The 22,010-nt window shown below is 40.2% G+C and carries 24 protein-coding genes and 2 pseudogenes; 10 read left to right on the top strand and 16 right to left on the bottom strand.

Translation table 11 applies throughout. The annotated features are described in order from the left end of the window. Together BKK50_RS06800 and BKK50_RS06795 are read right to left on the bottom strand one after the other, a co-directional pair. Window positions 1–466: GTPase (locus BKK50_RS06800; RefSeq protein ID WP_179108366.1), on the bottom strand; the 466-nt coding region annotated here is incomplete at its 3' end. Window positions 467–468: 2 nt separating this feature from the next. Beyond that, window positions 469–1,410, bottom strand: a complete 942-nt coding sequence (locus BKK50_RS06795) for a GTPase family protein (RefSeq protein ID WP_077416591.1) — start codon at window positions 1,408–1,410, stop codon at window positions 469–471. A gap of 126 nt (window positions 1,411–1,536) precedes the next feature. Here BKK50_RS06795 and BKK50_RS06790 point away from each other — a divergent pair, with 126 nt between their 5' ends. After that, window positions 1,537–1,878 carry a helix-turn-helix domain-containing protein gene (locus BKK50_RS06790; RefSeq protein WP_077416589.1) on the top strand — a complete coding sequence of 114 codons (342 nt, stop codon included), beginning with the start codon at window positions 1,537–1,539 and terminating at the stop codon, window positions 1,876–1,878. A gap of 111 nt (window positions 1,879–1,989) precedes the next feature. Here BKK50_RS06790 and BKK50_RS06785 read toward each other — a convergent pair whose 3' ends face one another. The 7 genes from BKK50_RS06785 to napF all read right to left on the bottom strand — a co-directional run bounded on the left by BKK50_RS06785 (window position 1,990) and on the right by napF (window position 8,189). After that, window positions 1,990–2,601, bottom strand: coding sequence for a cytochrome c3 family protein (locus BKK50_RS06785; protein WP_077416587.1), 612 nt, complete (start codon window positions 2,599–2,601; stop codon window positions 1,990–1,992). An 11-nt stretch (window positions 2,602–2,612) separates the two neighbouring features. Then, window positions 2,613–3,056, bottom strand: coding sequence for a nitrate reductase cytochrome c-type subunit (locus BKK50_RS06780; RefSeq protein WP_077416585.1), 444 nt, complete (start codon window positions 3,054–3,056; stop codon window positions 2,613–2,615). 5 nt (window positions 3,057–3,061) lie between these two features. Further along, entirely contained in the window at window positions 3,062–3,925 is an 864-nt protein-coding gene (gene napH, locus BKK50_RS06775) for a quinol dehydrogenase ferredoxin subunit NapH (protein ID WP_077416583.1), read from the bottom strand. Next, on the bottom strand, window positions 3,925–4,731 hold the full coding sequence (gene napG, locus BKK50_RS06770; RefSeq protein WP_077416593.1) for a ferredoxin-type protein NapG: 807 nt from the start codon (window positions 4,729–4,731) through the stop codon (window positions 3,925–3,927). Before napG ends, napH begins: the two co-directional genes overlap by 1 nt. Before the next feature lie 149 nt (window positions 4,732–4,880). After that, entirely contained in the window at window positions 4,881–7,364 is a 2,484-nt protein-coding gene (napA, locus tag BKK50_RS06765; protein ID WP_077416581.1) for a nitrate reductase catalytic subunit NapA, read from the bottom strand. A gap of 35 nt (window positions 7,365–7,399) precedes the next feature. Beyond that, the gene (locus BKK50_RS06760) at window positions 7,400–7,681 is read right to left on the bottom strand and encodes a chaperone NapD (RefSeq protein ID WP_077416579.1); all 282 of its coding nucleotides are present in this window, start codon (window positions 7,679–7,681) and stop codon (window positions 7,400–7,402) included. Next, entirely contained in the window at window positions 7,674–8,189 is a 516-nt protein-coding gene (gene napF / locus BKK50_RS06755) for a ferredoxin-type protein NapF (RefSeq protein ID WP_077416577.1), read from the bottom strand. Before napF ends, BKK50_RS06760 begins: the two co-directional genes overlap by 8 nt. Window positions 8,190–8,708: 519 nt before the next feature. On the opposite strand from napF, the pseudogene BKK50_RS12850 reads away from it, so the two are divergent. The 5 genes and pseudogenes from BKK50_RS12850 to BKK50_RS12280 form a co-directional block, all read left to right on the top strand. Next, window positions 8,709–9,184, top strand: a pseudogene (locus BKK50_RS12850) (helix-turn-helix domain-containing protein); the annotation flags it as partial. 56 nt (window positions 9,185–9,240) lie between these two features. After that, a complete protein-coding gene (locus BKK50_RS12845; protein ID WP_341864590.1) occupies window positions 9,241–9,369 on the top strand; it encodes a host cell division inhibitor Icd-like protein in 129 nt (42 codons plus the stop codon). A 69-nt stretch (window positions 9,370–9,438) separates the two neighbouring features. Next, the gene (locus BKK50_RS06735; RefSeq protein WP_077416573.1) at window positions 9,439–9,696 is read left to right on the top strand and encodes a hypothetical protein; all 258 of its coding nucleotides are present in this window, start codon (window positions 9,439–9,441) and stop codon (window positions 9,694–9,696) included. Beyond that, a complete protein-coding gene (locus tag BKK50_RS12450) occupies window positions 9,686–9,853 on the top strand; it encodes a hypothetical protein (RefSeq protein ID WP_158074656.1) in 168 nt (55 codons plus the stop codon). The genes BKK50_RS06735 and BKK50_RS12450 overlap by 11 nt, the downstream gene beginning before the upstream one ends. Before the next feature lie 345 nt (window positions 9,854–10,198). Then, window positions 10,199–10,393, top strand: coding sequence for a hypothetical protein (locus tag BKK50_RS12280; protein ID WP_143529771.1), 195 nt, complete (start codon window positions 10,199–10,201; stop codon window positions 10,391–10,393). 1,026 nt (window positions 10,394–11,419) lie between these two features. On the opposite strand, the gene BKK50_RS06725 is transcribed toward BKK50_RS12280, so the two are convergent. The 7 genes from BKK50_RS06725 to rpmH all read right to left on the bottom strand — a co-directional run bounded on the left by BKK50_RS06725 (window position 11,420) and on the right by rpmH (window position 17,768). Then, entirely contained in the window at window positions 11,420–13,282 is a 1,863-nt protein-coding gene (locus BKK50_RS06725) for a SurA N-terminal domain-containing protein (RefSeq protein WP_077416569.1), read from the bottom strand. Between the two features lie 62 nt (window positions 13,283–13,344). Further along, window positions 13,345–13,914, bottom strand: coding sequence for a manganese efflux pump MntP (locus BKK50_RS06720; protein ID WP_077416567.1), 570 nt, complete (start codon window positions 13,912–13,914; stop codon window positions 13,345–13,347). A gap of 11 nt (window positions 13,915–13,925) precedes the next feature. Next, window positions 13,926–15,284: a tRNA uridine-5-carboxymethylaminomethyl(34) synthesis GTPase MnmE gene (gene mnmE / locus BKK50_RS06715; RefSeq protein WP_077416565.1), complete on the bottom strand. Its 1,359-nt coding sequence runs from the start codon at window positions 15,282–15,284 to the stop codon at window positions 13,926–13,928. 135 nt (window positions 15,285–15,419) lie between these two features. Then, on the bottom strand, window positions 15,420–17,039 hold the full coding sequence (yidC, locus tag BKK50_RS06710) for a membrane protein insertase YidC (RefSeq protein WP_077416563.1): 1,620 nt from the start codon (window positions 17,037–17,039) through the stop codon (window positions 15,420–15,422). After that, window positions 17,039–17,299, bottom strand: coding sequence for a membrane protein insertion efficiency factor YidD (gene yidD / locus BKK50_RS06705; protein ID WP_077416561.1), 261 nt, complete (start codon window positions 17,297–17,299; stop codon window positions 17,039–17,041). The genes yidC and yidD overlap by 1 nt, the downstream gene beginning before the upstream one ends. Continuing rightward, complete coding sequence (rnpA, locus tag BKK50_RS06700) at window positions 17,263–17,622, bottom strand: ribonuclease P protein component (protein WP_077416559.1); 360 nt, start codon at window positions 17,620–17,622, stop codon at window positions 17,263–17,265. The genes yidD and rnpA overlap by 37 nt, the downstream gene beginning before the upstream one ends. Window positions 17,623–17,633: 11 nt before the next feature. Beyond that, entirely contained in the window at window positions 17,634–17,768 is a 135-nt protein-coding gene (gene rpmH / locus BKK50_RS06695; RefSeq protein ID WP_005539760.1) for a 50S ribosomal protein L34, read from the bottom strand. 327 nt (window positions 17,769–18,095) lie between these two features. Between rpmH and dnaA the strand changes: the two genes are divergently transcribed. From dnaA to BKK50_RS06675, 4 genes and pseudogenes are all read left to right on the top strand, one after another. Beyond that, window positions 18,096–19,454 carry a chromosomal replication initiator protein DnaA gene (gene dnaA / locus BKK50_RS06690; protein ID WP_077416557.1) on the top strand — a complete coding sequence of 453 codons (1,359 nt, stop codon included), beginning with the start codon at window positions 18,096–18,098 and terminating at the stop codon, window positions 19,452–19,454. 9 nt (window positions 19,455–19,463) lie between these two features. Next, window positions 19,464–20,564 (top strand): DNA polymerase III subunit beta, encoded by a 1,101-nt coding sequence (gene dnaN / locus BKK50_RS06685; RefSeq protein WP_077416555.1) that lies wholly within the window; start codon window positions 19,464–19,466, stop codon window positions 20,562–20,564. 1 nt (window position 20,565) lies between these two features. Next, on the top strand, window positions 20,566–21,642 hold the full coding sequence (gene recF / locus BKK50_RS06680; RefSeq protein WP_077416553.1) for a DNA replication/repair protein RecF: 1,077 nt from the start codon (window positions 20,566–20,568) through the stop codon (window positions 21,640–21,642). Between the two features lie 221 nt (window positions 21,643–21,863). Then, window positions 21,864–21,992: pseudogene (locus tag BKK50_RS06675) on the top strand (PTS sugar transporter subunit IIA domain-containing protein); the annotation flags it as partial. Window positions 21,993–22,010 lie beyond the last annotated feature (18 nt).

The following is a 22,010-nucleotide window of genomic DNA, read 5'->3' as shown; positions in this document are numbered from 1 at the left end:
CTAGTACAGCCCCTAAAGTTTTATAGGTTGTCCCCATATCACGGCTTGATCCGTCAAGAATAACAAGACAAAGATCAATGAGATGATATTGTTTTTCATCAAATGTTTTCAGCAGTAAATCACTCAAATTCATTGCGTGTCTTTTATCTGTCGCTAAACCATCTCCAAGACCGGCAGTATCGTGTAGGCGAAATCTTTCCGTTTGATATTCGGTAATGAATTGGGTCTCAGGTTCAACGCCCATGCCCACCTTTGCTAAAGTTTCACCAAATAGCGCATTTATGGTAGAACTTTTCCCGACTCCTGTTGCCCCCACAAGCGCAACATCTAGAGGATAATGTAATCCCCTATCAGAAATAATCGATTTAATTTTTTCTAGTTTTTCAGCGCGAATTTGAGGAGTAAATTCATTGTAAGATTTGGATATGCCTAATCCAAAGAGTTCTTCAAATTTTATAAAAGACATCTTTATCTCCCAAATAACTTACCGAGAAGCCATCTCCCTCCCTCTTTAATAAAATCGACGACTTTATCAGCTAATATCTCCACCCCTTCACCCACTACTTTCATAAGTGATTCCAAAAAAGAATCCTTAATTTCTTTTTGATGTTTCTCAACATTTTCATCTTTTTGCCACATTTTTGGATCTCGATTAATTTCTTCTGCAAAAACAATACGTTTTTCCTGTTTTGTGTGGCGTAAAATAAAAGCAAGTAACTTAGATAAATTATATGGCTGTTGGGAACCTGATTCATCTTGATAACCCGCAGAATAATAGATTGGTGTGACATCCACCCCCGTTGCTTCTAAAATACGCTTGCGGGTAGACTCTACTTTTTCATCAAGGAATTTAACTAACGGTGGCAACGGCTCATTTTTCTCATAATCCCAATTTCGCCCTTTCATTGCCATATCTGCTTGGTTAATCGCAATTAATAAACGTTTATTATCGTTACCTAAATTAGGAATAATCACATTTGTAATCAATTCAAAAGACGTCCCTAAATCACGGCTACCGCCATCTAAAATAACTAACACAAGATCGATTAATAAATCACCTTTATCATCTTTCTCAAGTAGCTTACTAATAATCCCTTTTGAATGACGGACATCGGCTTCTTTTCCATCACCCAGCCCCGGGCTATCCCATAAAGTAATATTACTGAGTTCAAACTTTTTAATATCCATTGTTTCGGGATTAATCCCCATTCCCACTTTTGCTTTATCCATACCAAATAACGCATTGATCGTGGAGGATTTTCCTACCCCTGTTCCGCCTGTGATAAGAATATTTACTTTAGTGTCTTTTAATGCCGCTGCATTTTGTAAAACCTTCGCTTTGTGGGCATCACTTAGTGTGGGATCATTTTGAATTTTGTTAATAAAATCATTGAGATTAGTCTGTTGCATAATTTTCCTTAATCTTGAAATACTATTTTAGCCATATATAAGAATTTTATTCTTATATAGGAATTTTAGTCTCTTTTTATCCTTTTGTGAATAGATACGATCCCTTTAATTCAGAAGGAAATTCGTATGTCAGAAGAAAATACTGTGATAGCAAAAAATGTAGGAATGATGATTGCTAAATATCGAAAGCAAGCGGGGCTTTCTCAAGCAAAAGTTGCAGAATCATTGGATTTAAGTATTGATGCCATTTCGCGTATTGAGCGTGGCAATATTGTTCCGAATGTGCCACGTTTATTTGAATTTGCAGAACTTTTTGGCTGTGAGCCTGCTGATTTTTTAAATCGAAGTCATCGATTGCAAGATCAATCACGCCAATTTGATGAATTACTTTCACAGTTAAATACAAAGGATCGCGCCAAGTTACTTACTTTAGTGGAAGCAATGATTGAATGGAAAAAAGATAAATAACTTGTCTATTTATCGGTTGAGAAGCATCATTGAAATCAATATATCGAAAAATTGATAAAAAATCGGCACCTAAGGTGCCGATAGTGAATCAAAGTGCGGTCAAAATTTTGTTTATTTTACCTGTTCTTCTTTTTTGAAACCGAATTCCACTTCTCGCATATCCGGTAATTGGTGTGCAATGCCTTTATGGCAATCAATACAGGTTTTACCTTCTGTTTTGATTTTCTCGTGCATTTTTGCTGCCACTGAACGTTGCTCACTAAAATTCATTCGATCCACGTTGTGACAATTACGACATTCTTGAGAATCATTGGCTTTCATTCTTGCCCATTCTCTTTCTGCCATTTCCAGACGGTGTGCATTAAATTTCTCTAACGTATCCACTTTGCCGGTATAGTGAGCATACACTTCTTTCGCCGCAATGATTTTACGTTTCATCTTTGGCCCGAACTCATGCGGCACATGGCAATCCGGACAACTCGCCCCCACCCCGGTACGGGTTTGATAATGAGCACTGTGAAGATACTCCGGATAGGCATCATTCATATGACAACTGGCACAAAACTGTTCGGTGTTGGTTTTCTCCAAGCCATAATTAAAGCCAACCCAAGATAAGATCCCGCCAATAAACGCCAGTGTAATAATCGTGCCTACCGCCATTCGGCTTGGTTTACGAAACCAATGCCAAAAACGCACAATGAAGTTTGGTTTTTTCTCTGACATAGTCTTCCCTCTTAGTTACCATAGCCTTTCATTGGTTTGAAATCATTTGGCACGATAGGCTCTACGTTGGATTGGGAAACGTGGCACTGTAAACAGAAATAACGACGAGGAGAGGTATCCGAGCCAATATTCCCATCACGATCCATAAAATGCGTTGGGCTAATTCGGGTTGCACCACTCAAACGTGAGTTTTCCGGGCTATGACAGTTTAAGCATTGGTTAACATTTTTTGTCACCTGATAATTCGCCACGCTATGCGGTACCATCGGTGGTTGGTTCACATAATTTAACGCCGATAATTCACTTTGGCGTGGTGCTTTGTGAAATGCAGGTGTCACATTTTCCGGTGATTGGGTTAAATCTTTGCCCACCGGTTGAACCTCTGTTGCCATTAATGAACCGGCAAAAAGTGCGGTCATTAATCCCACTAAAATTTTAGATTGTTTTTTAGTCATATTAATCACTCCCCTGAATGATCGAATCGAGTCGAGAATTTGAATACTTTTTCAGCACAAACGTCAATGCAACGTCCGCAGCTAATGCAATCTTTGGAAAGCACCAGTAGGCTTTCGTCTTTCTTACCATGTAAAGGTGAACGCAATACTTGGGGTTCCGGGCAAATGTTGTAGCAATCCATACAATTATCGCACTTCGTACGATCAATCACTTTAATTCGGATAAGGCTTTTGCTGCCAATAACACCATACATTGCCCCCATCGGACATAAATGCCCGCACCAACCATGTTCTGCAATCAATAAATCAAAAAGAAAAATAACCAGAATTAACCAAGCCGTTGCGCCTAAGCCAAAAACAAAGGTCCGACCTAATGCCGCCACAGGGTTAATCCACTCCCACAATAACATTCCGCTTAACGCACTACCGATTAAAATCATCAGCAAAATACCATAGCGTAATCCTCGTGAGAGTTTTGCTGTTTGCCGAATCCCCAGTTTTCGGCGTAACCATGCTGCCGTATCGGTCACCATATTCAACGGACAAACCCAGCCACAAAACACCTTGCTCCCCACCAATGCATAAAAAAGCACAATGATGGCGGCACCGATAAGTGTGAGCGAATCAGGTAAATGACCACTTGCAAGACTTTCTGCGGTAATGAGCGGATCAGTAAAAGGCACGGTTTCCAACAGTAAACTTCCGCTGTAATTCCCTTTTAAGATCCACAGACCAAAATAAGGTCCGCTCAAAAACATCGCAAGAATACTGAGTTGGCTTAACCGTCGCCAAAACAAAAAGCGATGCGCATACCACACGCCCCATTTTTCTCTCGCCTCACGACCGGCATATTTCGGTGCATTTGCCATTATTTCGCCCCTCCTAAAACCGGTGCTAACACAGGTACAGCCGGCTCTGGCATAGCGAGGGTTTCAGGCATTCGGGTTGGTAAGGAAATCATTTCTTTTGGTGCAAGAGAATGACCGGCTTTTGCTTTTTCCTCCCAACCTAAACGATAGTGTTTCCCCAACATTCCTTTCGCCAAATCCATCGGCAGAATTTTTATCGCTGCTTCCTCCAAAACACAGGCTTGTTCGCATTTTCCACAACCGGTACAGGCATCGGAATGAACCGTTGGGATAAACAATGCATGTTTATCTGAACGAGGGTTATGTTGTTTTTCCAAAGTGATCGCTTTGTCAATTAAAGGACAAACCCGATAACACACATCACAACGTAGCCCTTGCCAGTTTAAGCAGGTTTCGTGATCAAGCAGTACCGATAATCCCATTCGGGCATCATTAATATTTGTCGCATAGCGATCTAATGCCCCACTCGGGCAAGCATGGGCACAGGGAACATCCGGGCACATTTCGCATGGTTTATCACGAGCAATAAAATAAGGCGTACCTGCTTCCACCGGGGATAATAATGAAGCTAAATGCAACATATCATAGGGGCATGCTTGCACACATTGACCACAACGAATACAAGCCGCAGAAAACGCTTTGGCATCTTGCAACGCAAAAGGGGGACGTAAAGGCACGCCTTCACGAGCAAGGCTCTGATTTTGTTGTAATCCTAATAAAATCCCCACGCCGACAAGCCCGCCCGTGGTACGGGCAGTTTCTTTTAAAAATCGGCGGCGTTCAGGATTAAGATTAGGCTTTTTCATTTTCTTTTTAATCATTGAGCGCACTTTACAACATTAACACTCTCAGTGAATGGGAAGAGAGAATGAAGTAAAGTGCGGTTGATTTCTTACATATTTTTTACCTCCACCCGTTTACGGGGAAGGCAAGATACATTCACCTTGTAAAAATATTAAGCCGCTTTTTCCACTTTTACCGCACATTTTTTGAAGTCGGTTTCTTTTGAAATCGGGTCGGTTGCATCAAGTGTCAACACATTAGCAAGCTGACCGGCATCAAAGAAAGTGGTGTAAACCAAACCTCGTGGCGGCTTATTGCGTCCTCTTGTGTCTAAATGCGAAATCATTTCACCACGACGGGAGGAAATCTTAATTTTATCGCCATGGCGTAGCCCTCTTGCTTCAGCATCAAGCGGATGCATCCACACTAAATTATTTGGAAATGCACGGTGTAATTCCGGTACACGACGGGTCATCGAACCGGTATGCCAATGTTCCAACACACGGCCGGTTGATAACCATAAATCGAACTCCGCATCCGGTGATTCTGCCGCCGGCTCATATGGAACAGCAAGGATAATCGCTTTTTTATCCGGATAACCGTAAAATGCCACTCCTTCGCCTTCTTTCACATAAGGATCGTAACCTTCACGATAACGCCATAAGGTTTCTTTACCATCCACCACCGGCCAGCGTAATCCACGGGCTTTATGGTAGGTATCAAATGGCGCTAAATCATGACCGTGTCCACGACCAAATTCCGCATATTCCTCAAATAACCCTTTGTGAACGTAGTAGCCAAAGTGTTCAGATTCGTCATTTAATTGACCTTCTGCCAATTCACTTAATGGGAATTTATCGATCTGACCGTTTTTAAACAACACTTCATATAAAGTCTTACCACGATATTCCGGCATTTGTGCAAGTAATTCTTCCGTCCACATTTCATCGGTGGTGAAGTATTTGGCAAACTCCATTAACTGCCACAAGTCAGATTTCGCCTCACCCGGTGCTTTCACTTGCTGACGCCAGAATTGCGTACGGCGTTCTGCATTACCGTATGCCCCTTCTTTTTCCACCCACATCGCTGTTGGTAGGATTAAGTCTGCTGATAGTGCAGAAACCGTTGGATAAGGATCAGAAACAATCACGAAGTTGCCTTCTTTACGCCAGCCCGGTAAACGGTCGGCATTAATATTCGGCCCTGCTTGCATATTGTTGTTACACATCTGCCACAAGACGTTCATTTTTCCATCGTGCATTGCACGATCTTGGGCAATCGTATCCAAACCGACTTTTTCAGAGATCGTCCCTTTTGGTAATTTCCAAATACGTTCAGCAGTTTCACGGTGTTGCGGATTGGTTACCACCAAATCTGCCGGTAAACGATGTGGGAAAGATCCCACCTCACGCGCTGTACCACAGGCTGAAGGTTGACCGGTTAAAGAGAATGGACCACAGCCCGGAATAGAAATTTTTCCGGTTAATAAATGGATATTGTAGATAAGGTGGTTTGCCCAAACCCCACGGGAGTGTTGGTTAAAGCCCATTGTCCAGAAAGACACCACTTTTTTATTTGGATCGGCATAAAGTTTTGCCAAATGTTCCAGTTGATCTTTTGGCACACCGGATAATTCATGCACTTTATCAAGGGTATATTCTGAGACCAATTGCTTCAATTCTTCAAAAGAGGAATCGTACATTTTACCGGCCGTTTTACGGTTGGTGTCTTTCTCTAACGGATTTTCAGGACGTAAACCATAACCGATATTGGTTTCACCCCGTTTAAATTTAGTGTGTTTATTAACAAAATCCCAATTGATCGCATCATTTTGAATGAGATAGTTAATGATGTAGTTCATAATCGCCAAATCCGTTTGAGGCGTGAACACCAAACCATAATCGGCAAGCTCAAAACTACGATGTTCAAAGGTAGAAAGTACGGCCACTTTCACATCAGGATTGGAAATTCGGCGGTCTGTAATGCGTGACCACAAAATCGGGTGCATTTCCGCCATATTAGAGCCCCAAAGCACAAATGCTTCAGCACGTTCAATATCATCATAGCACCCCATTGGCTCATCCATACCAAAGGTACGCATAAATGCCACTGCGGCAGATGCCATACAATGACGGGCATTCGGATCAACGTTGTTCGAGCGGAAACCGGCTTTCCAAAGTTTGTTTTTCGCATAGCCTTCCCAAATGGTGGACTGACCGGAACTGAACATCCCAACGGCATTCTGACCGTTCTTTTTGAACGCTTCTTTAAATTTTTCCGCCATAGTTTTGAAAGCTACATCCCAAGAAACCGGCGCAAAATCCCCGTTTTTATCGAATTTGCCATTTGTCATACGCAACATTGGCTGTGTTAGACGATCTTTACCATACATAATTTTAGGTAAGAAATAACCTTTAATACAGTTTAAACCACGGTTTACTTCGGCATCCGGATCACCTTGAGAGGCGACCACTCGACCCTCTTTCGTACCTACTAATACCGCACAACCCGTTCCACAAAAACGGCATACGGCTTTATCCCACTTGATTTCAGTTTCTGCCGCCACAACGTTTTTAACCGGAATGGTTAATCCCGCCGCAGTTGCCGCCGCCATCGCCGCATTGGCTTTCATAAAATCTCGACGACTTAAATTCATTGCATCACCCCTTCTCACTGATTGATTTGATCAATTTATTTCTTTTGCTCATCTTGCTCGTGATACACCAAGGATACATTAATCACCCCATCAATCTCTTTCACGCTTTCGATATTATCAAGCAGAAGATGTTGATCATGTGATTGCATCACCACGACAAGTTTTCCCATTTTTTCATCAAAAACAGGGATTTCCGTATGTTCAATCGCTGAAAGTGCGGTCTGAATTTCCGCTAATTTTTCAGGATTGCCTTGCACAATTAGCCCAACAACATGCCAATCTTGTGCATTTTCTAAGGTTACATTTGTATTATTCATGCTTTAGTATTTTAATGGCACTCACAGGACAGCTTTGTATACAAGTCCCACAGCCGTTACATTGCTCCATCTCAACCCAAGGTTGCGCCACACCACCGCTTTGCAAACGAAATCGAATGGCATTCATAGAACAGCTATCTTGGCACGAACGACACTCAATACGATGCTGTGTTAAACAATGCTCATGAATGCGAATTTTATGTTCCCAAGGCGTTTCATCCACCGAACGGAAAACCGCTTGTTGGCAAGCCTCAACACACTTTTGACAAAAAGTACATTCGCCATTGTCAAAACGAACTTCCGGAAAACCGCCCTCACCTTTGATTAAAATCTTTGTTTCACAGACTGTAAGACAAGCGCTGCAACGGGTACATTTGTCAATAAATTCACGTTCACCGATTGACCAAGGCGGGCGAACGGCATCAAACTGAGGCGTATTTTCTTGCTGAGATGAAGTTAAAAATCTACCCCGTAAAAATGCTCTGCGTGGTAAGTTTTCAACGACCATTTTTCTCGCCTTTTGTGAATGATTTATCGCCTAATTTATCGGTGCTGAATTATGTGATTTATCCCCTAGAGAGAGAAACTACCAAAAAGAGGTAAATGAAGAAAAAAATGAACATTTATTGTGATAGATCAAGAAAAGCGCAAGAGTTTACCTGACTTGACAAAAAGACTTTCTCAAGTAAAAAGAAAAGTTTTGCTATTTTATTACCAAAGAAAACGAGTGAAAAAGTGTGAAATAATAAAGGTGGAAAAATGAATGTTAGCGCTCCATTTGATAAAGGCTTTTATTCCCCTTGATTTACTTTCTCAATGGCATCAGAGACGCAGTACCATTTTTCTCCCCCAAACATCACTTACATTCATTTATGTTGTATATGCCACTGAGTAGCTGGTTTAATTTTCATTCCTTAAGATTCAAAGGAAACCGGTTCATTGGTGGGTACTTGGCTAAGGTAGTATGTGTTTGATCTGCCCCAAAAGTTAGACTAATCCTCCAACTCACTAAGGTGCAGATTTTTTTATGACTAGATATAACCCGCTTTTCAAACAGCAAGTGCTCGAATTTTATCTCCAACACAATAAAAATCGATCACTGGCACGCAAACAATTTCATCTCAAAGAGCGTACGTTAAGATTTTGGATTACCCGATTTAATCACTGTGGAATCAATGGCTTAACGATACTAAACCACAAACAAATCTATTCTCCTGAATTTGAATTAACCGTCATACAAGCCGTTAAAAATGGGCACTATCTATAGGAAATGCCGTCACAGCCCAAAACAGAAGAAGAACGTTTGCGTTACCGAATTTTAGAGCTTGAAGCGGAGAATGCCATCTTAAAAAAGTTGCAGGAACTCAACCAACAAAAAATGGAGAAAAGACAGAAATCGTAAAAGCCTTGCGTATTCACTTTCCACTTGAGTTGTTACTCCGTTTAATTGGGTTGGCACGAAGTGTTTTCTTTTATCACTTAAAACCTCAAGTAGATAAAAACCTTTACACAAATGTATCAATTCATTTTTGCGGCTATCCGTCGCTTCGATTTAACCAATCATATCCAAAAAAATCTGCATTAATGCCGGCAGCGAACAACAAGCCCGAGCGATATTAGCCCGTGAGTTCGTATTAATCCTTGCTGGCAAAATCAACCTTAAAAACGACCACATTTTTTGGGAGTGATTTATACTTAATACCTTACACCAAGCCATAGATGAATACATAAACAACCACCACAACAATTTAGCAGAAATGCAACATTTGAAGAAACAAAGCAGTGCGCATATTTCTGACGGCATTATTGCCTTAAGAGCATTTGCTGACTCATTAGAGGATTTGGCTTTATCTTTAGATGTCGTACAAGAACTACTATCTAGCGTGGATCTTTATGGGTCCGCTTTCGGTTTAAAAACTCAAATTAAAGTGTTAGAAATTGCCAAATATATAGAAACAACAGTAAGCATTATTTGCGAATTGCAAAATTACAAAGGGAGCAACAATGAAAACTAAACGTAAAAACGCTCCTTATTTAGCAGAGCAAGCCCAAGACAGCGCAGAATTGATTGTTTTAATTAGTTCTAAAGCGAGGAATAAAGGCGAGGGGCTAGAGTGGAGTTTATTGGCGCAAGCCATCAAAACCGACCATAAACAACCGCCGGTATGGTAGTCAAACTACTAACACCTTTTGGAAAAATAGGGATTTCAATCCAGCAATGGGAAGGCTAACCCAACGGACAAGGGCGAGAAATCGCCCTTTTTTATGTGTAAAAATCAGTTTTTTTGAAATTATCACTTGAAAAAGTGATTTTATTTTTCCTAAATAAAACAAGCTAAAGCTGTACGCCCAAAGGCTTTATCTGTTTAAATGGAAAAGTGGAAAAATTTTTCAAAACTTTTCTTACAACACTTTCAACAAAGTTTTTTCTCTCTTAATTCTTTAAAGTAGTTTAATAAGAGAGTTGAATAAACCGCTTTAAAATTCTTGTTATTGAATCACAACCAAAAGGAAATTATGGTAAGCAAAGGGGCAAAAGATGACTTGAACACTTTGGTAAAAGGTATATATAAAGCAGTCACCACGGCAATAGAAGAAAAGCTAAAAACGTTCAACGATGAGCACTACACAGCCAGTCCCTTATTTAAAATACATAGCGACGTTTTTGATAATGGCGAAAAGCGAGAAGGAATGTTGGATGGCAATGGATAGTTATATAGAAAATCCTCCTACGGATAACTCCAGTGAATAATTTTTCAAGGGTTACCGCTTTAAGCTCTAAGTCTTGTTGGCGGTAACGTGTAACGGGCTCAGAAACTGTGATCACTGGAATACAGCAAAGGGCAAAACCTTTCTCATTACACGCTACCATAGATAGACACGCTTGAAGTTCTAAACTTTCTCGGTGTTCTTTAGGTGTGTGCAAACCACGCATAAAAAACACGTTTGAGGCGTGTTGCGCCACAAGTAAATTATTCGAATTTCGAGGTCCGACACTACTTTTTCTAGTGCGGTTCAAAATCTAATAGAAATAGCTACAATAAGTCAAGAGTTTTTTTATTAAAGAAGATAAATGATCACTAAAACTACTACAGCTTATACTCGAATAAAAATTCACAAGAATTGAATAAATAATATTTTAAAGGACACGATATTTTAGAGTTAAAACCTAAAATATAATCCATTGATTTTATTGAGTTTAATTCTTTAAATTGAATTTTTAATCTTATTCCTAAAAAGACATATTAAAAATATGCCAGGATATCCTATTTATTGGGATATTAAAATCGCTAAAATAATCCAAACTATTGATAACAAAAATTTAAAGACCAATTTAACGTTTCTCAGTTTATGTGGTTAAACTTGCTATTTAAGGGTATTTTTCCCATCTGACTGTTTCTTTTTTCCAGCCATAAAAAGGGAATTACATTTCGTAAAGCCCTATTCTATAAGGTTTTGGACAATTTAATTCCGTTTAATTCAACATTCATCCGCATTTCTCATTTTTAGTGGCTGGTTACAACAAACTAATTTGAACGGAAAAGAATTTAAGCTCAAATTAATCTGACAAGTAGTTAATGTAAATGGAGCTGTATGGTTGGGGGCCCTTCTACACATTATTATAATGAGCACATATTCAATTAACACCAAAGAACTAAATCCTATGCAATACAGAACGTAGTCCTTGAAGTAAGCGAGCTTAATTTTTTGCTCAGATCAAAACATGGTTTTTTATCATTAATTTTCGTCTTCTTGTTTAATAAAGGCTTCGTTTATTTCGAATTGCGCTTTATCACGTAAGGCTTGTAAAAGTTGCGTGCGCAATTCAAATTGGCGGGCTTGATTTAATTGAGCACCAAATTGTGCCAATTCCTGCTCATTTAATGTACCTTCTTCTACCTTTTCAAGAACAGCAACAATCACATCCCCTTTACTGTTGCGTACCACTTTATACACAGTTTTTTCCTGCTTCGGTTTTTCTATAGAGAAAACACCATTGGTTAAAATCGGATCTTGGGATTCAACAAAACTGAAGGTTTGTGATGAGCTGAATGTGATACCTTCCGGTAATTTATTCGGATGAGCTGGAAGTTCATCCACTAATCGTGTTGCGGTTGCTATTAAGGCTTTTTCGGCTTTCTCACGTTTTAAGAAGCTTTCAATTTCTGCTTTCGCTTCATCTAATGATTTTACCCCTTCCGCTTTATGATCTAACACACGAACGACAACGAAGTGTTGTTCGCCCACGTTCAATGGTTCGGAATTTGTACCACCATTGGCGATGTCTGAATCAAACATAGCTGAAATGACGTTAGGGAAGTTTAATTCAGCCGGGATATTTTTACGGGAAAAATAATCACTTTGTTGAACTCTGACTCCCGCTGCTTGTGCGGCGGTTTCTAAAGATTTGCTGTCTTCAAAAGCTTTTTCACGCACATTTTTCTCAATAGAATAAAAACGATTTTCCAAGAGTGATTTACGCACAAGATCGGCAATTTGGGTTTTCACTTCATCTAATGGTTTTTCTTTACGTTCTTGCACTAAAATAATGTGAAAATTTCCATCAACATTGACCGGCTCACTGTATTTCCCCACCGGAAGCGTGATCGCTGTATCTTCGAAAGTCTTAGGTAATTCGTTTGCATTAATCCAACCCAGTTCACCACCATTTTCCCCTGAAATTTTATCTAAAGAATGGGCCTTGGCCAGCTCAGCAAAGCTTGCGCCATTTTGTAAGGCTTGATAAGCGGATTGTGCCGCTTGTTCGTTGGAAAATTGTATATGCGCTAAACGCTGAGAGATAAATTGTGCTTTATTATCTTGATAATATTGGGCAATCTCGACATCACTCACTTGAATGCCTTTGGCAACATCATCCGCAGAAACTTGAAGATATTGCACTTTCACTTGCTCAGGTTGTACAAAGGTTTTTTGATTAGCTTCATAGTAATTTTTTACTTCATCTTCAGAAACCGTTTGTTTTGCCATTGCTTCTGAAAGCGGTAGGGTGGCTAAACGTGCAACACGTTTTTGAAAGAAAACCTGTGCATTTTCTTTTACTTGAACCGGCACCATAAATTCACTGTCTGCGATGCCTTTTTGCATTTGTTCCAACGTGAGTGCACCACGCAAAATGCTTGCATAAGTGTCAGAATTTAAACGGTTTTGTGCGAGAATTTGTTGGTATAGCCCATTATCAAATTTTCCATTGGATTGAAAATTAGGATCAGAAACGATTGCACGTTTAATCATCTCATCGCTGACATTTAATTTGAGTTCTTGCGCATATTGACGGAGCAATTCTTGATCCACTAAACGTTCAATTAAACCTTGACGCAATGCATTAACAAAGGCAGGGGAGTCGGATTGCGTTAAAAATGATTCACCTTCTTGAGTGGCTCGTGTTTCAAATTCTTGGTTGTAACGCTCCATAAAGGTTTGTTGAGAAATGGTTTCACCATTTACCTTTGCGGTATAGGTGTCGTTTGTGTTAAATAAATAACCGGACATTCCCCCCACTAAAAATGAAACAGTAATAAGCCCGAGAATAAATTTCGCAATTTTGGTATTTGCCGCACCATGCATTTTTTCAATTAACATATTTACCCTTTTAGAAAGACAAAATTTTCAAAATTATAATCGAAAGTGAAAAGAATCGCACCTTAAAATGCGAAAACGCCATGTTCAAATAAGACTTTAATCCCCATAATAATCAGCACTAAACCACCAAAAATTTCGGCTTTGTTTTTAAATTTTTTCCCTAAAAAATGACCGCTCTTTATACCGATAAATGAAATCACCAAGGTCGTCATGCCAATAATCCACACAGCTTCGAGAATGTCGACCTTTAAAAAGGCGAAAGAGATACCCACCGCAAGGGCATCAATACTGGTTGCTAACCCTAGTGTGAAGACCCGTTTCATACTAATGAGATGTGGGAGCGCCTCATCTTCGTCTTCTTCCTTGAAGCCTTCTCGAAGCATATTGATGCCAATAAGTGATAAAAGTAAAAATGCCACCCAATGATCCCAGTCTTGAATCATTCGGCTAAATTGCGATCCTAACAAATAGCCGATAAAGGGCATGATGGCTTGAAAAAAGCCAAAGCAAAAAGCGATCAGCAAGGCCTGTTTCCAACGAAAAGATCGCATGGCTAAGCCTTTGGATATGGACACGGCGAAAGCATCCATCGAAAGCCCTAAGGCAATGAGCCATAATGTATAAAATGCCATGATTTTTCCCTTTATTTACCGATACAAAAGGAACTGAAAATATTGCCAAGTAGATCATCGGAGGTAAATTGTCCGGTGATTTCGCTTAAATGCGCTTGTACTAAGCGTAATTCTTCTGCCAACAATTCACCAGCCTGGAAGGTGGTTAATTGAAATAAGCCACTTTGTAGATGTTCTGCCGCTTTTTCTAAAGCTTCTAAATGACGGCGGCGGGCAAGAAATCCCCCTTCCGTTCCCATTTGGAAGCCCATGGCTTGTTTTAAATGCTCTCGGAGTAACTGCACACCTTGATGAGTTTGTGCGGATAAACGAATGATTTGATAGCCGTTTTCCTCCGTTAAACCTTCTTGCTCATCGCTTAAATCAATTTTATTGCGTACGATAGTGACAGGAATGGTTGTGGGTAATTTTGCTAAGAATTCTGACCGCACTTTTTCGAGATCTTGGCTACCCGGATCATGGCTGTCTAGCATTAAAACGATGTGATCGGCTTGTTCAATTTCTGTCCAAGCTCGAGAAATCCCGATGCGTTCTACTTCATCGGTAGCATCACGAAGCCCTGCGGTATCAATAATATGCAATGGCATTCCATCAATGTGGATATGTTCACGCAATACATCACGGGTTGTGCCTGCGATTTCCGTTACAATGGCGGCTTCACGTCCGGCAAGGGCATTTAATAGACTTGATTTTCCTGCATTTGGACGACCGGCAATCACCACTTTCATCCCCTCACGCAAAATTGATCCTTGTTTGGCTTCACGGCGAACGGCATCAAGTTGTTCGATAATATTGCGTAAATTTGCCTCAATTTTGCCATCGGCCAGAAAATCAATTTCTTCATCAGGGAAATCAATTGCCGCTTCCACATAGGTGCGAAGATAGATGACGGAATCAACCAACGCATTAATTTTATGGGAAAATTCTCCTTGTAAGGATTTCAAGGCCGAGCGAGCGGCTTGTTCGGAGGTGGCATCAATTAAATCGGCAATCGCTTCGGCTTGGGCAAGGTCTAATTTATCGTTTAAAAACGCCTGCTCAGAAAATTCGCCCGGACGGGCTAAACGAATCCCCTCAATTTGCAAAATGCGTTTTAGCAAGAGATCAAGCACCACTTGCCCGCCATGACCTTGTAGTTCTAAAACATCTTCACCGGTAAAGGAGTGGGGAGCTTTAAAATAAAGTGCAATGCCTTGATCCAACACTGTGCCATCGGCATCTTTAAAGGGTAAATAATCTGCCATTCGAGGCGTTGGGCATTTGCCTAGGACGAGTTGCGCCGCATGCGTGGCTAAAGGGCCTGAAACCCTTAAAATACCTATTCCACCCCGTCCCGGGGCGGTGGCTTGGGCAACGATTGTTTCTTTCATAAAAACTCTTTCAAAAATTACCGCACTTTTGTGCATTTAAAAGACAATAGGGCGTATGCGATACGCCCTTAAAATCAGTTTTCAATACATCATATAGAAAAGGCACCTTTCGATGCCTTTCCTTGTCGTTAAGAATTATTTATTACGAGAATGTAATCCTTTCTTCTCTAGCCCTCGATAAATCAGTTGTTGCTGTACGATGGTAATGAGGTTGGAAACTAACCAGTACAATACTAAACCTGCCGGGAACCAAAGGAAGAAAAACATAAAAATCAATGGCATGAAATTCATCACTTTTTGTTGCACAGGATCAGCAACCGGTGTTGGTGACATTTTTTGTAGCAAGTACATTGAAATACCCATTAGGATAGGCAAAATGTAATAAGGATCTTGTGCGGACAAATCTTGAATCCAGCCAAAGAATGGCGCATGACGCAGTTCAACGGCTTCCATAAATGTCCAATATAACGCAATGAAAATTGGCATTTGAAGAAGGATAGGTAAACAGCCGCCTAAAGGATTGACTTTCTCATCTTTGTAAAGCTTCATCATTTCTTGGCTCATACGCTGACGATCATCTCCAAAACGCTCACGCATTTCTTGCATTTTCGGTTGTAACATCCGCATTTTCGCCATAGAAGTATATTGCGCTTTGGTGAGTGGGTATAAAATAGCTTTCACCACAATTGTCACGCAGATAATCGCTAAGCCCCAGTTGGATACAATCCCTTGAATGAAGGTTAACAAGAGGAAGAGCGGTTTAGCGATGAACCAGGCCCAACCGTAATCAACGGTTAAATCAAGGTGGTTGGCAACTTTTGCCATTTCATTTTGCAGTTTAGGCCCTGTCCATAGTGAACTGGAAATGGTTTCTTGTGCACCAGCAGGAATGGTAACAACCGGCCCACGATAGCCTATTGACGCCACATTATTTTTGCTATCGGTGAGACTATAAAGTTGATTATCCACATCCTGATTTGGGATCCAAGCGGAAACAAAATAATGTTGTAATACCGCAACCCAACCGGCTTTGGTGTTGATTGAAAGATTCGCATCTTTCATATCGGAGAAGCTGTATTTTTTATAATTGGTTTCTGAAGAAGAATAAGCCCCGCCGGTGTAAGTCGGCATTGCTACGTTACCCGAGCTTTCTACGAGTGTGTGTTTTAACTGACCATAAGGCTCAACTTCAATAGCTTGGGCGCTTTGATTGTTGATTTTATAATCGACACCAAGATCATAACTCCCCCGTTTTAACACAAACACTTTTTGATAGGTTACCCCGTCTTTTTCAAAAATTAACGGTACGGAAAGGGTATCTTGTCCTTCAGCCAATTTGAAGTTATCGCCTTCAATCTGATACTGTGCACGACCGGATTTGGTATCAATCCCGTTTTTTCCGATCAAACCGCTTTGTGCGATATAAATATGCTCAGGCGAATCTTTTAGCAGGACAAAAGGCGTTTTGGAATCTAATTCGGCATCATATTTTAAGAGTTCGGAACTCACCACATCGCCACCTAATGTATCGACTTTCAAACGCAGTACATCATTTTCGAGCGTAATAAGACGACCTTTGACCGTTGAATCCGACGCAATTGGTGTGGAGGAAGAAGAACTTGCAGGCACATCTGAAGTGATTGAGGTTGTTTGCTCTGCAACCGGTGGTGGATTTTTATCCAATTGCCATTGCTGATAAACAAGGAAAGAAATAAAAAATAGTGCTAACACTAGCAGGCTACGTTTTGAGTCCATTACTTTTTCTCATCGTTATTATGGGTTTTTGGTGGAACAGGATCGAATCCACCCGCATTTAAGGGGTGACATTTTAATACACGTTTTAGTGTTAGCCAACCACCTTTTAACAATCCGTGTGTTTTTAACGCCTCAATACCATAGCAAGAACAAGTAGGAACAAATCGACAACGAGGACCGATCAAAGGACTGAGCGTGACTTGATAAACTCGAATCAAGGCGATTAAGATTTTTGAGCCAAACGAATGTGTCGCTGCCATAATTTTTCCAGCGTTTGACGAAATGTGACGTTATCAAGTTTTGCTATTCCGCCTTTTGCCACAAAAACAAAATCGCAAGCCGGTAACTGATGTTGGCGTAAACGAAAACTCTCACGAACTAAGCGCTTAACCCGATTACGGTCGTGTGCACGTTTTAAGTGCTTTTTGGCGACAGTCAAACCTAAGCGAGGATGGGTGAGATTATTTTGACGGGCAAGAAGTGTCATTTCTGGCGTACTAGCTCGAAACGGTTGTTCAAAAACACTCTTGAATTGAAGGGGAGTTAGCAAACGTAACTCCCTAGAAAAGTTTAATTTAACCACTAAGAAAGCGATTATGCAGATAAACTTTTACGACCTTTAGCACGACGACGAGCTAAAACCTGACGGCCGTTTTTGGTTGCCATACGAGCACGAAAACCGTGGGTACGGCTACGTTTCAATACTGAAGGTTGAAATGTACGTTTCATTGTAATCTACCTAAATCAAAAATATCGTGTTTTGAATTCAAAACAGGGTTAAAAAAATAGAGCGCAATTCTAAACATAAATTGAGCTTTCGTCAAACTAAAGAAAAGGGCGTTTATCAAACAATCATCCATTTCTTTAAAAAATCCAGGGTGGATTATACTGATTTCAGGCAGAATCTCAAGCAACCTTTTTTATGCTTTTCTCTTTTTGAGAGAAGATTTTTTTTCAAGATTATAGTAAAATCCGCAAGAATTTTTGACCGCATTTTAAATTGTAATTTACAACACATTACACAATGGAAAAAAGCATAACTAAGGATAATTTATCGTGAGCCTTTCTAATCTTTGGCAAAATTGCCTTTCCCAATTGCAAGATCAAGTTTCCGCTACCGATTTAAGTACTTGGCTTCGACCGCTACAAGCCGATGTGATTTCTGAACACCAAATCGTGCTTTATGCCTCAAATATGTTTGTAAAAGGCTGGGTGGAAACTCATTATCTCGCACAAATTCATCAAATTTGCCAAACACTTTCACAAAATCCTAATCTACAAATTATCCTTAAAGAAGGCGTGAAACCCGCCCCTAAAACTGAGCCCAAAGAACAAACCAAATCGCAAGAAAGTGCGGTCAATATTGAGTCTGAAATTACAAAACCGCTAAAATTTGAATCGCATCTCAACACAAAGCATTTATTTGAAAATTTTGTGGAAGGAAAATCCAACCAACTGGCTCGCGCAGTCGGACAGAAATTGGCACAAGCCCCTGGTGAGGCTACAGCCAATCCCTTTTTTTTATATGGCGGCACCGGTTTAGGGAAAACCCACTTACTACACGCAATTGGCAATGGGATTTTAGCCAATAAACCCAATGCCCGAGTCCTTTACATTCACGCTAATAATTTTATGCAACATATGGTAAAAGCAATGCGCGATAACAATATGGATCAATTCAAAAAATTTTATCGTTCACTTGATGCCTTGTTAGTGGATGATATTCAGTTTTTTGCTGAAAAAGAAAAAACCCAAGAAGAGTTTTTCCATATTTTCAATAATTTATTTGAAACGGGTCGTCAAATTATTTTAACCTCTGACCGCTATCCCAAAGAAATTGAAAAAATTGAAGAGCGCTTAAAATCCCGTTTTGGTTGGGGATTAACTACCGCAATTGAACCGCCTGACTTAGAAACCCGCGTAGCAATTTTATTGAAAAAAGCAGAAGAACATCAAATGCATCTGCCGGAAGAGGTGGCATTTTTCATTGCTCAACGTTTACGCACGAATGTTCGTGAACTGGAAGGTGCGCTTAATCGTGTCAAGGCGATGCAAGATTTTAAAGGCGGTGATATTAATATTGATTTTGTGCGTGAAACCCTCAAAGATATTCTTGCTTTACAGGAACGCTTAGTGACCATTGATAACATACAGAAAACTGTAGCGGAATACTATCGAATCAAAGTATCGGATTTAAAATCCAAAAGCCGCCAGCGCTCAGTCACTCGCCCTCGCCAAATTGCGATGGCATTGGCAAAAGAATTAACCAACCGCAGTTTGCCGGAAATCGGTCGAGCCTTTGATCGGGATCATACTACGGTATTGAATGCTTGCCGTGAAGTGCCAAAATTTCGTGAGAAAGATAACAGTATCCAAGAAGATTGGGCGAATTTGATTCGTACTTTATCCGCATAAGGAGACAATATGCAATTTAGTATTTCTAGAGAAAATCTTTTAAAGCCATTACAACAAGTTTGTGGCGTATTAACCGGTCGTCCAAATATTCCCGTATTAAATAATGTATTACTTCAAATTGAAGGTAACCGTTTAACGATTACCGGTACTGATTTAGAGGTGGAGCTTTCAACGCAAACCCAACTTTCTTCCTCTACAACAAATGGTCATTTCACTATTCCAGCAAAAAAATTTTTAGATATTTGTCGTACTTTATCTGACGAATTTGAAATCACCGTCACCTTTGAAGAAGATCGAGCCATTGTACAATCGGGCAGAAGTAAATTTAATCTCACCACGATTCCTGCAGAAGATTATCCAAACCTGACGGATTGGCAATCCGAGGTGGATTTTGCCCTACCACAAAATACCTTACGTCGCTTAATTGAAGCCACCCAATTTTCAATGGCAAACCAAGATGCCCGTTATTTTTTAAATGGGATGAAATTTGAAACGGAAGGTAACTTATTACGCACCGTTGCAACGGATGGACACCGTTTGGCAGTTTGTACCATAGCGCTTGAGCAAGAGTTACAAAATCACGCTGTCATTTTGCCACGTAAAGGGGTGTTGGAATTAAATCGTCTATTAGAAAGCAGTGAAGAACCTGCTCGTTTACAAATCGGCACAAATAATCTTCGCATTCATCTCAATCATATTACCTTTACCTCAAAACTCATTGATGGGCGTTTTCCTGATTATCGCCGTGTATTACCCCGCAATGCGACAAAAATTGTTGAGGGAAGTTGGGATGCGTTGAAACAGGCTTTTGTGCGGGCATCCATTCTTTCCAATGAACGTGTACGTAGCGTACGATTAAATTTAAGTGAAAACCAACTGAAAATCACCGCCTCTAATCCTGAACACGAAGTGGCGGAAGAGATTGTCGATATCGTGTATTCTGGTGAAGAATTAGAAGTGGGGTTCAATGTCACCTACATTTTGGATGTACTCAATGCGCTCAAATGTCAACAGGTACGCATTCGTCTAACGGATGCCTCCTCTAGTTGCTTAATCGAAAATTGTGAAGATAGCAGTAGCGAATACGTGATTATGCCAATGCGTTTATAAGATGGCAATTTCTCGCTTACTAATTGAAAAATTTAGAAATTTAAATGCCGTAGCTCTTGAATTAGATCGCGGCTTTAACTTTTTGGTCGGCAATAACGGGAGCGGAAAAACCAGCCTCTTAGAGGCAATTTTTTATTTAGGGCATGGGCGTTCTTTTAAAAGTGCGGTCACAAACCGCATCATTTCTTATGATGAACCCCATTTCACGCTATTCGGGAATATTCAAGAAAACCAACATCGGTGGTCAATAGGATTACAAAAACTTCGCCAGGGCAATACTCTTGTAAAAATCAACGGTGAAGATGGAAATAAAATTTCCGATCTTGCTCACCTGCTTCCCATGCAACTTATCACACCGGAAGGCTTAACCTTGCTTAATGGTGGACCAAGCTATCGCCGTGCATTTTTAGATTGGGGTTTATTTCATCATCATCCCCATTTTCATTCTGCTTGGCGCACCCTAAATCGCCTCTTAAAGCAACGTAATGCTGCACTTAGTCAGCATAAACCTTATTCTGAAATAAAAATTTGGGATATTGAGCTATCAAAACTTGCTCACGATGTGAGTGATTGGCGTGCAGACTATGCTAGCGCTTTACACACAGATATTGAAAAAACCTGCCAACTTTTTTTACCGGAATTAGAAATTAGCGTTAGTTTTTATCAAGGTTGGGATAAAAATACTGAATATAGTGATTTACTAAAACAAAATTTTGAGCGGGATAAAGCCCTTGGCTATACGTTTTCCGGCCCACAAAAAGCAGATTTTCGCTTCAAAGCAAATGGATTGCCCATAGAGGACGTGCTTTCTCGTGGACAATTAAAATTACTGATGTGTGCATTACGCCTTGCTCAGGGCGAACATTTAATGAAAGAAAAACAACGCCATTGTATTTTTTTAGTTGATGATTTTGCCTCAGAATTAGACCCGTTTAAACGCACATTGCTCGCCGAACGTTTGCAACAAAGCGATTCACAGGTTTTTATCACCGCCATCACACAAGCGCAATTAAACGAAATGCCCGTAGAAACAGGGAAATTATTTGAGGTGAAAGAGGGAATGATTTACCCACTTTAGTGCCAGTATCTCTTCTATCATTTCCTTCCATAGCATGAGTTAATCGGTTTATCATCTTTGAAAATCATTTTCCATATGACGATGATATTCAGGTAGTCCTTACAAAGCGTGATCCATATCACACTTTTATGAAAAAAGACAAAATGAGAAACAAGTAAATCAAAATTTATTGCTATAATCCGCGCAGCTTAAATTTATCAAACTTAAAGTAAGGAGCTTCAATGAGCATTGCTATCATTATCGCAACCCATGGGGTAGCCGCCGAGCAGCTTCTCAGAACCACTGAGATGTTAATCGGTGAACAAGAAAATGTGGCATTTATTGATTTTGTCCCGGGTGAAAATGCCGAAATGTGAAAATCTAAACCT

The organism is Rodentibacter rarus (genome assembly GCF_001998965.1).
In the GTDB taxonomy this organism is placed as follows: Bacteria; Pseudomonadota; Gammaproteobacteria; order Enterobacterales; family Pasteurellaceae; genus Rodentibacter; species Rodentibacter rarus.
The sequence above is the reverse complement of the archived record's forward strand: the minus strand, read 5'-3'. Positions and strand labels throughout refer to the sequence as shown.

Coding starts and splice junctions, on each gene's coding strand:
- BKK50_RS06795 (WP_077416591.1), bottom strand. CDS start 1,410: ATGCAACAGACTAATCTCAATGATTTTATTAACAAAATTCAAAATGAT.
- BKK50_RS06790 (WP_077416589.1), top strand. CDS start 1,537: ATGTCAGAAGAAAATACTGTGATAGCAAAAAATGTAGGAATGATGATT.
- BKK50_RS06785 (WP_077416587.1), bottom strand. CDS start 2,601: ATGTCAGAGAAAAAACCAAACTTCATTGTGCGTTTTTGGCATTGGTTT.
- BKK50_RS06780 (WP_077416585.1), bottom strand. CDS start 3,056: ATGACTAAAAAACAATCTAAAATTTTAGTGGGATTAATGACCGCACTT.
- napH (WP_077416583.1), bottom strand. CDS start 3,925: ATGGCAAATGCACCGAAATATGCCGGTCGTGAGGCGAGAGAAAAATGG.
- napG (WP_077416593.1), bottom strand. CDS start 4,731: ATGAAAAAGCCTAATCTTAATCCTGAACGCCGCCGATTTTTAAAAGAA.
- napA (WP_077416581.1), bottom strand. CDS start 7,364: ATGAATTTAAGTCGTCGAGATTTTATGAAAGCCAATGCGGCGATGGCG.
- BKK50_RS06760 (WP_077416579.1), bottom strand. CDS start 7,681: ATGAATAATACAAATGTAACCTTAGAAAATGCACAAGATTGGCATGTT.
- napF (WP_077416577.1), bottom strand. CDS start 8,189: ATGGTCGTTGAAAACTTACCACGCAGAGCATTTTTACGGGGTAGATTT.
- BKK50_RS06735 (WP_077416573.1), top strand. CDS start 9,439: ATGCAACATTTGAAGAAACAAAGCAGTGCGCATATTTCTGACGGCATT.
- BKK50_RS12450 (WP_158074656.1), top strand. CDS start 9,686: ATGAAAACTAAACGTAAAAACGCTCCTTATTTAGCAGAGCAAGCCCAA.
- BKK50_RS12280 (WP_143529771.1), top strand. CDS start 10,199: ATGGTAAGCAAAGGGGCAAAAGATGACTTGAACACTTTGGTAAAAGGT.
- BKK50_RS06725 (WP_077416569.1), bottom strand. CDS start 13,282: ATGTTAATTGAAAAAATGCATGGTGCGGCAAATACCAAAATTGCGAAA.
- BKK50_RS06720 (WP_077416567.1), bottom strand. CDS start 13,914: ATGGCATTTTATACATTATGGCTCATTGCCTTAGGGCTTTCGATGGAT.
- mnmE (WP_077416565.1), bottom strand. CDS start 15,284: ATGAAAGAAACAATCGTTGCCCAAGCCACCGCCCCGGGACGGGGTGGA.
- yidC (WP_077416563.1), bottom strand. CDS start 17,039: ATGGACTCAAAACGTAGCCTGCTAGTGTTAGCACTATTTTTTATTTCT.
- yidD (WP_077416561.1), bottom strand. CDS start 17,299: ATGGCAGCGACACATTCGTTTGGCTCAAAAATCTTAATCGCCTTGATT.
- rpmH (WP_005539760.1), bottom strand. CDS start 17,768: ATGAAACGTACATTTCAACCTTCAGTATTGAAACGTAGCCGTACCCAC.
- dnaN (WP_077416555.1), top strand. CDS start 19,464: ATGCAATTTAGTATTTCTAGAGAAAATCTTTTAAAGCCATTACAACAA.
- recF (WP_077416553.1), top strand. CDS start 20,566: ATGGCAATTTCTCGCTTACTAATTGAAAAATTTAGAAATTTAAATGCC.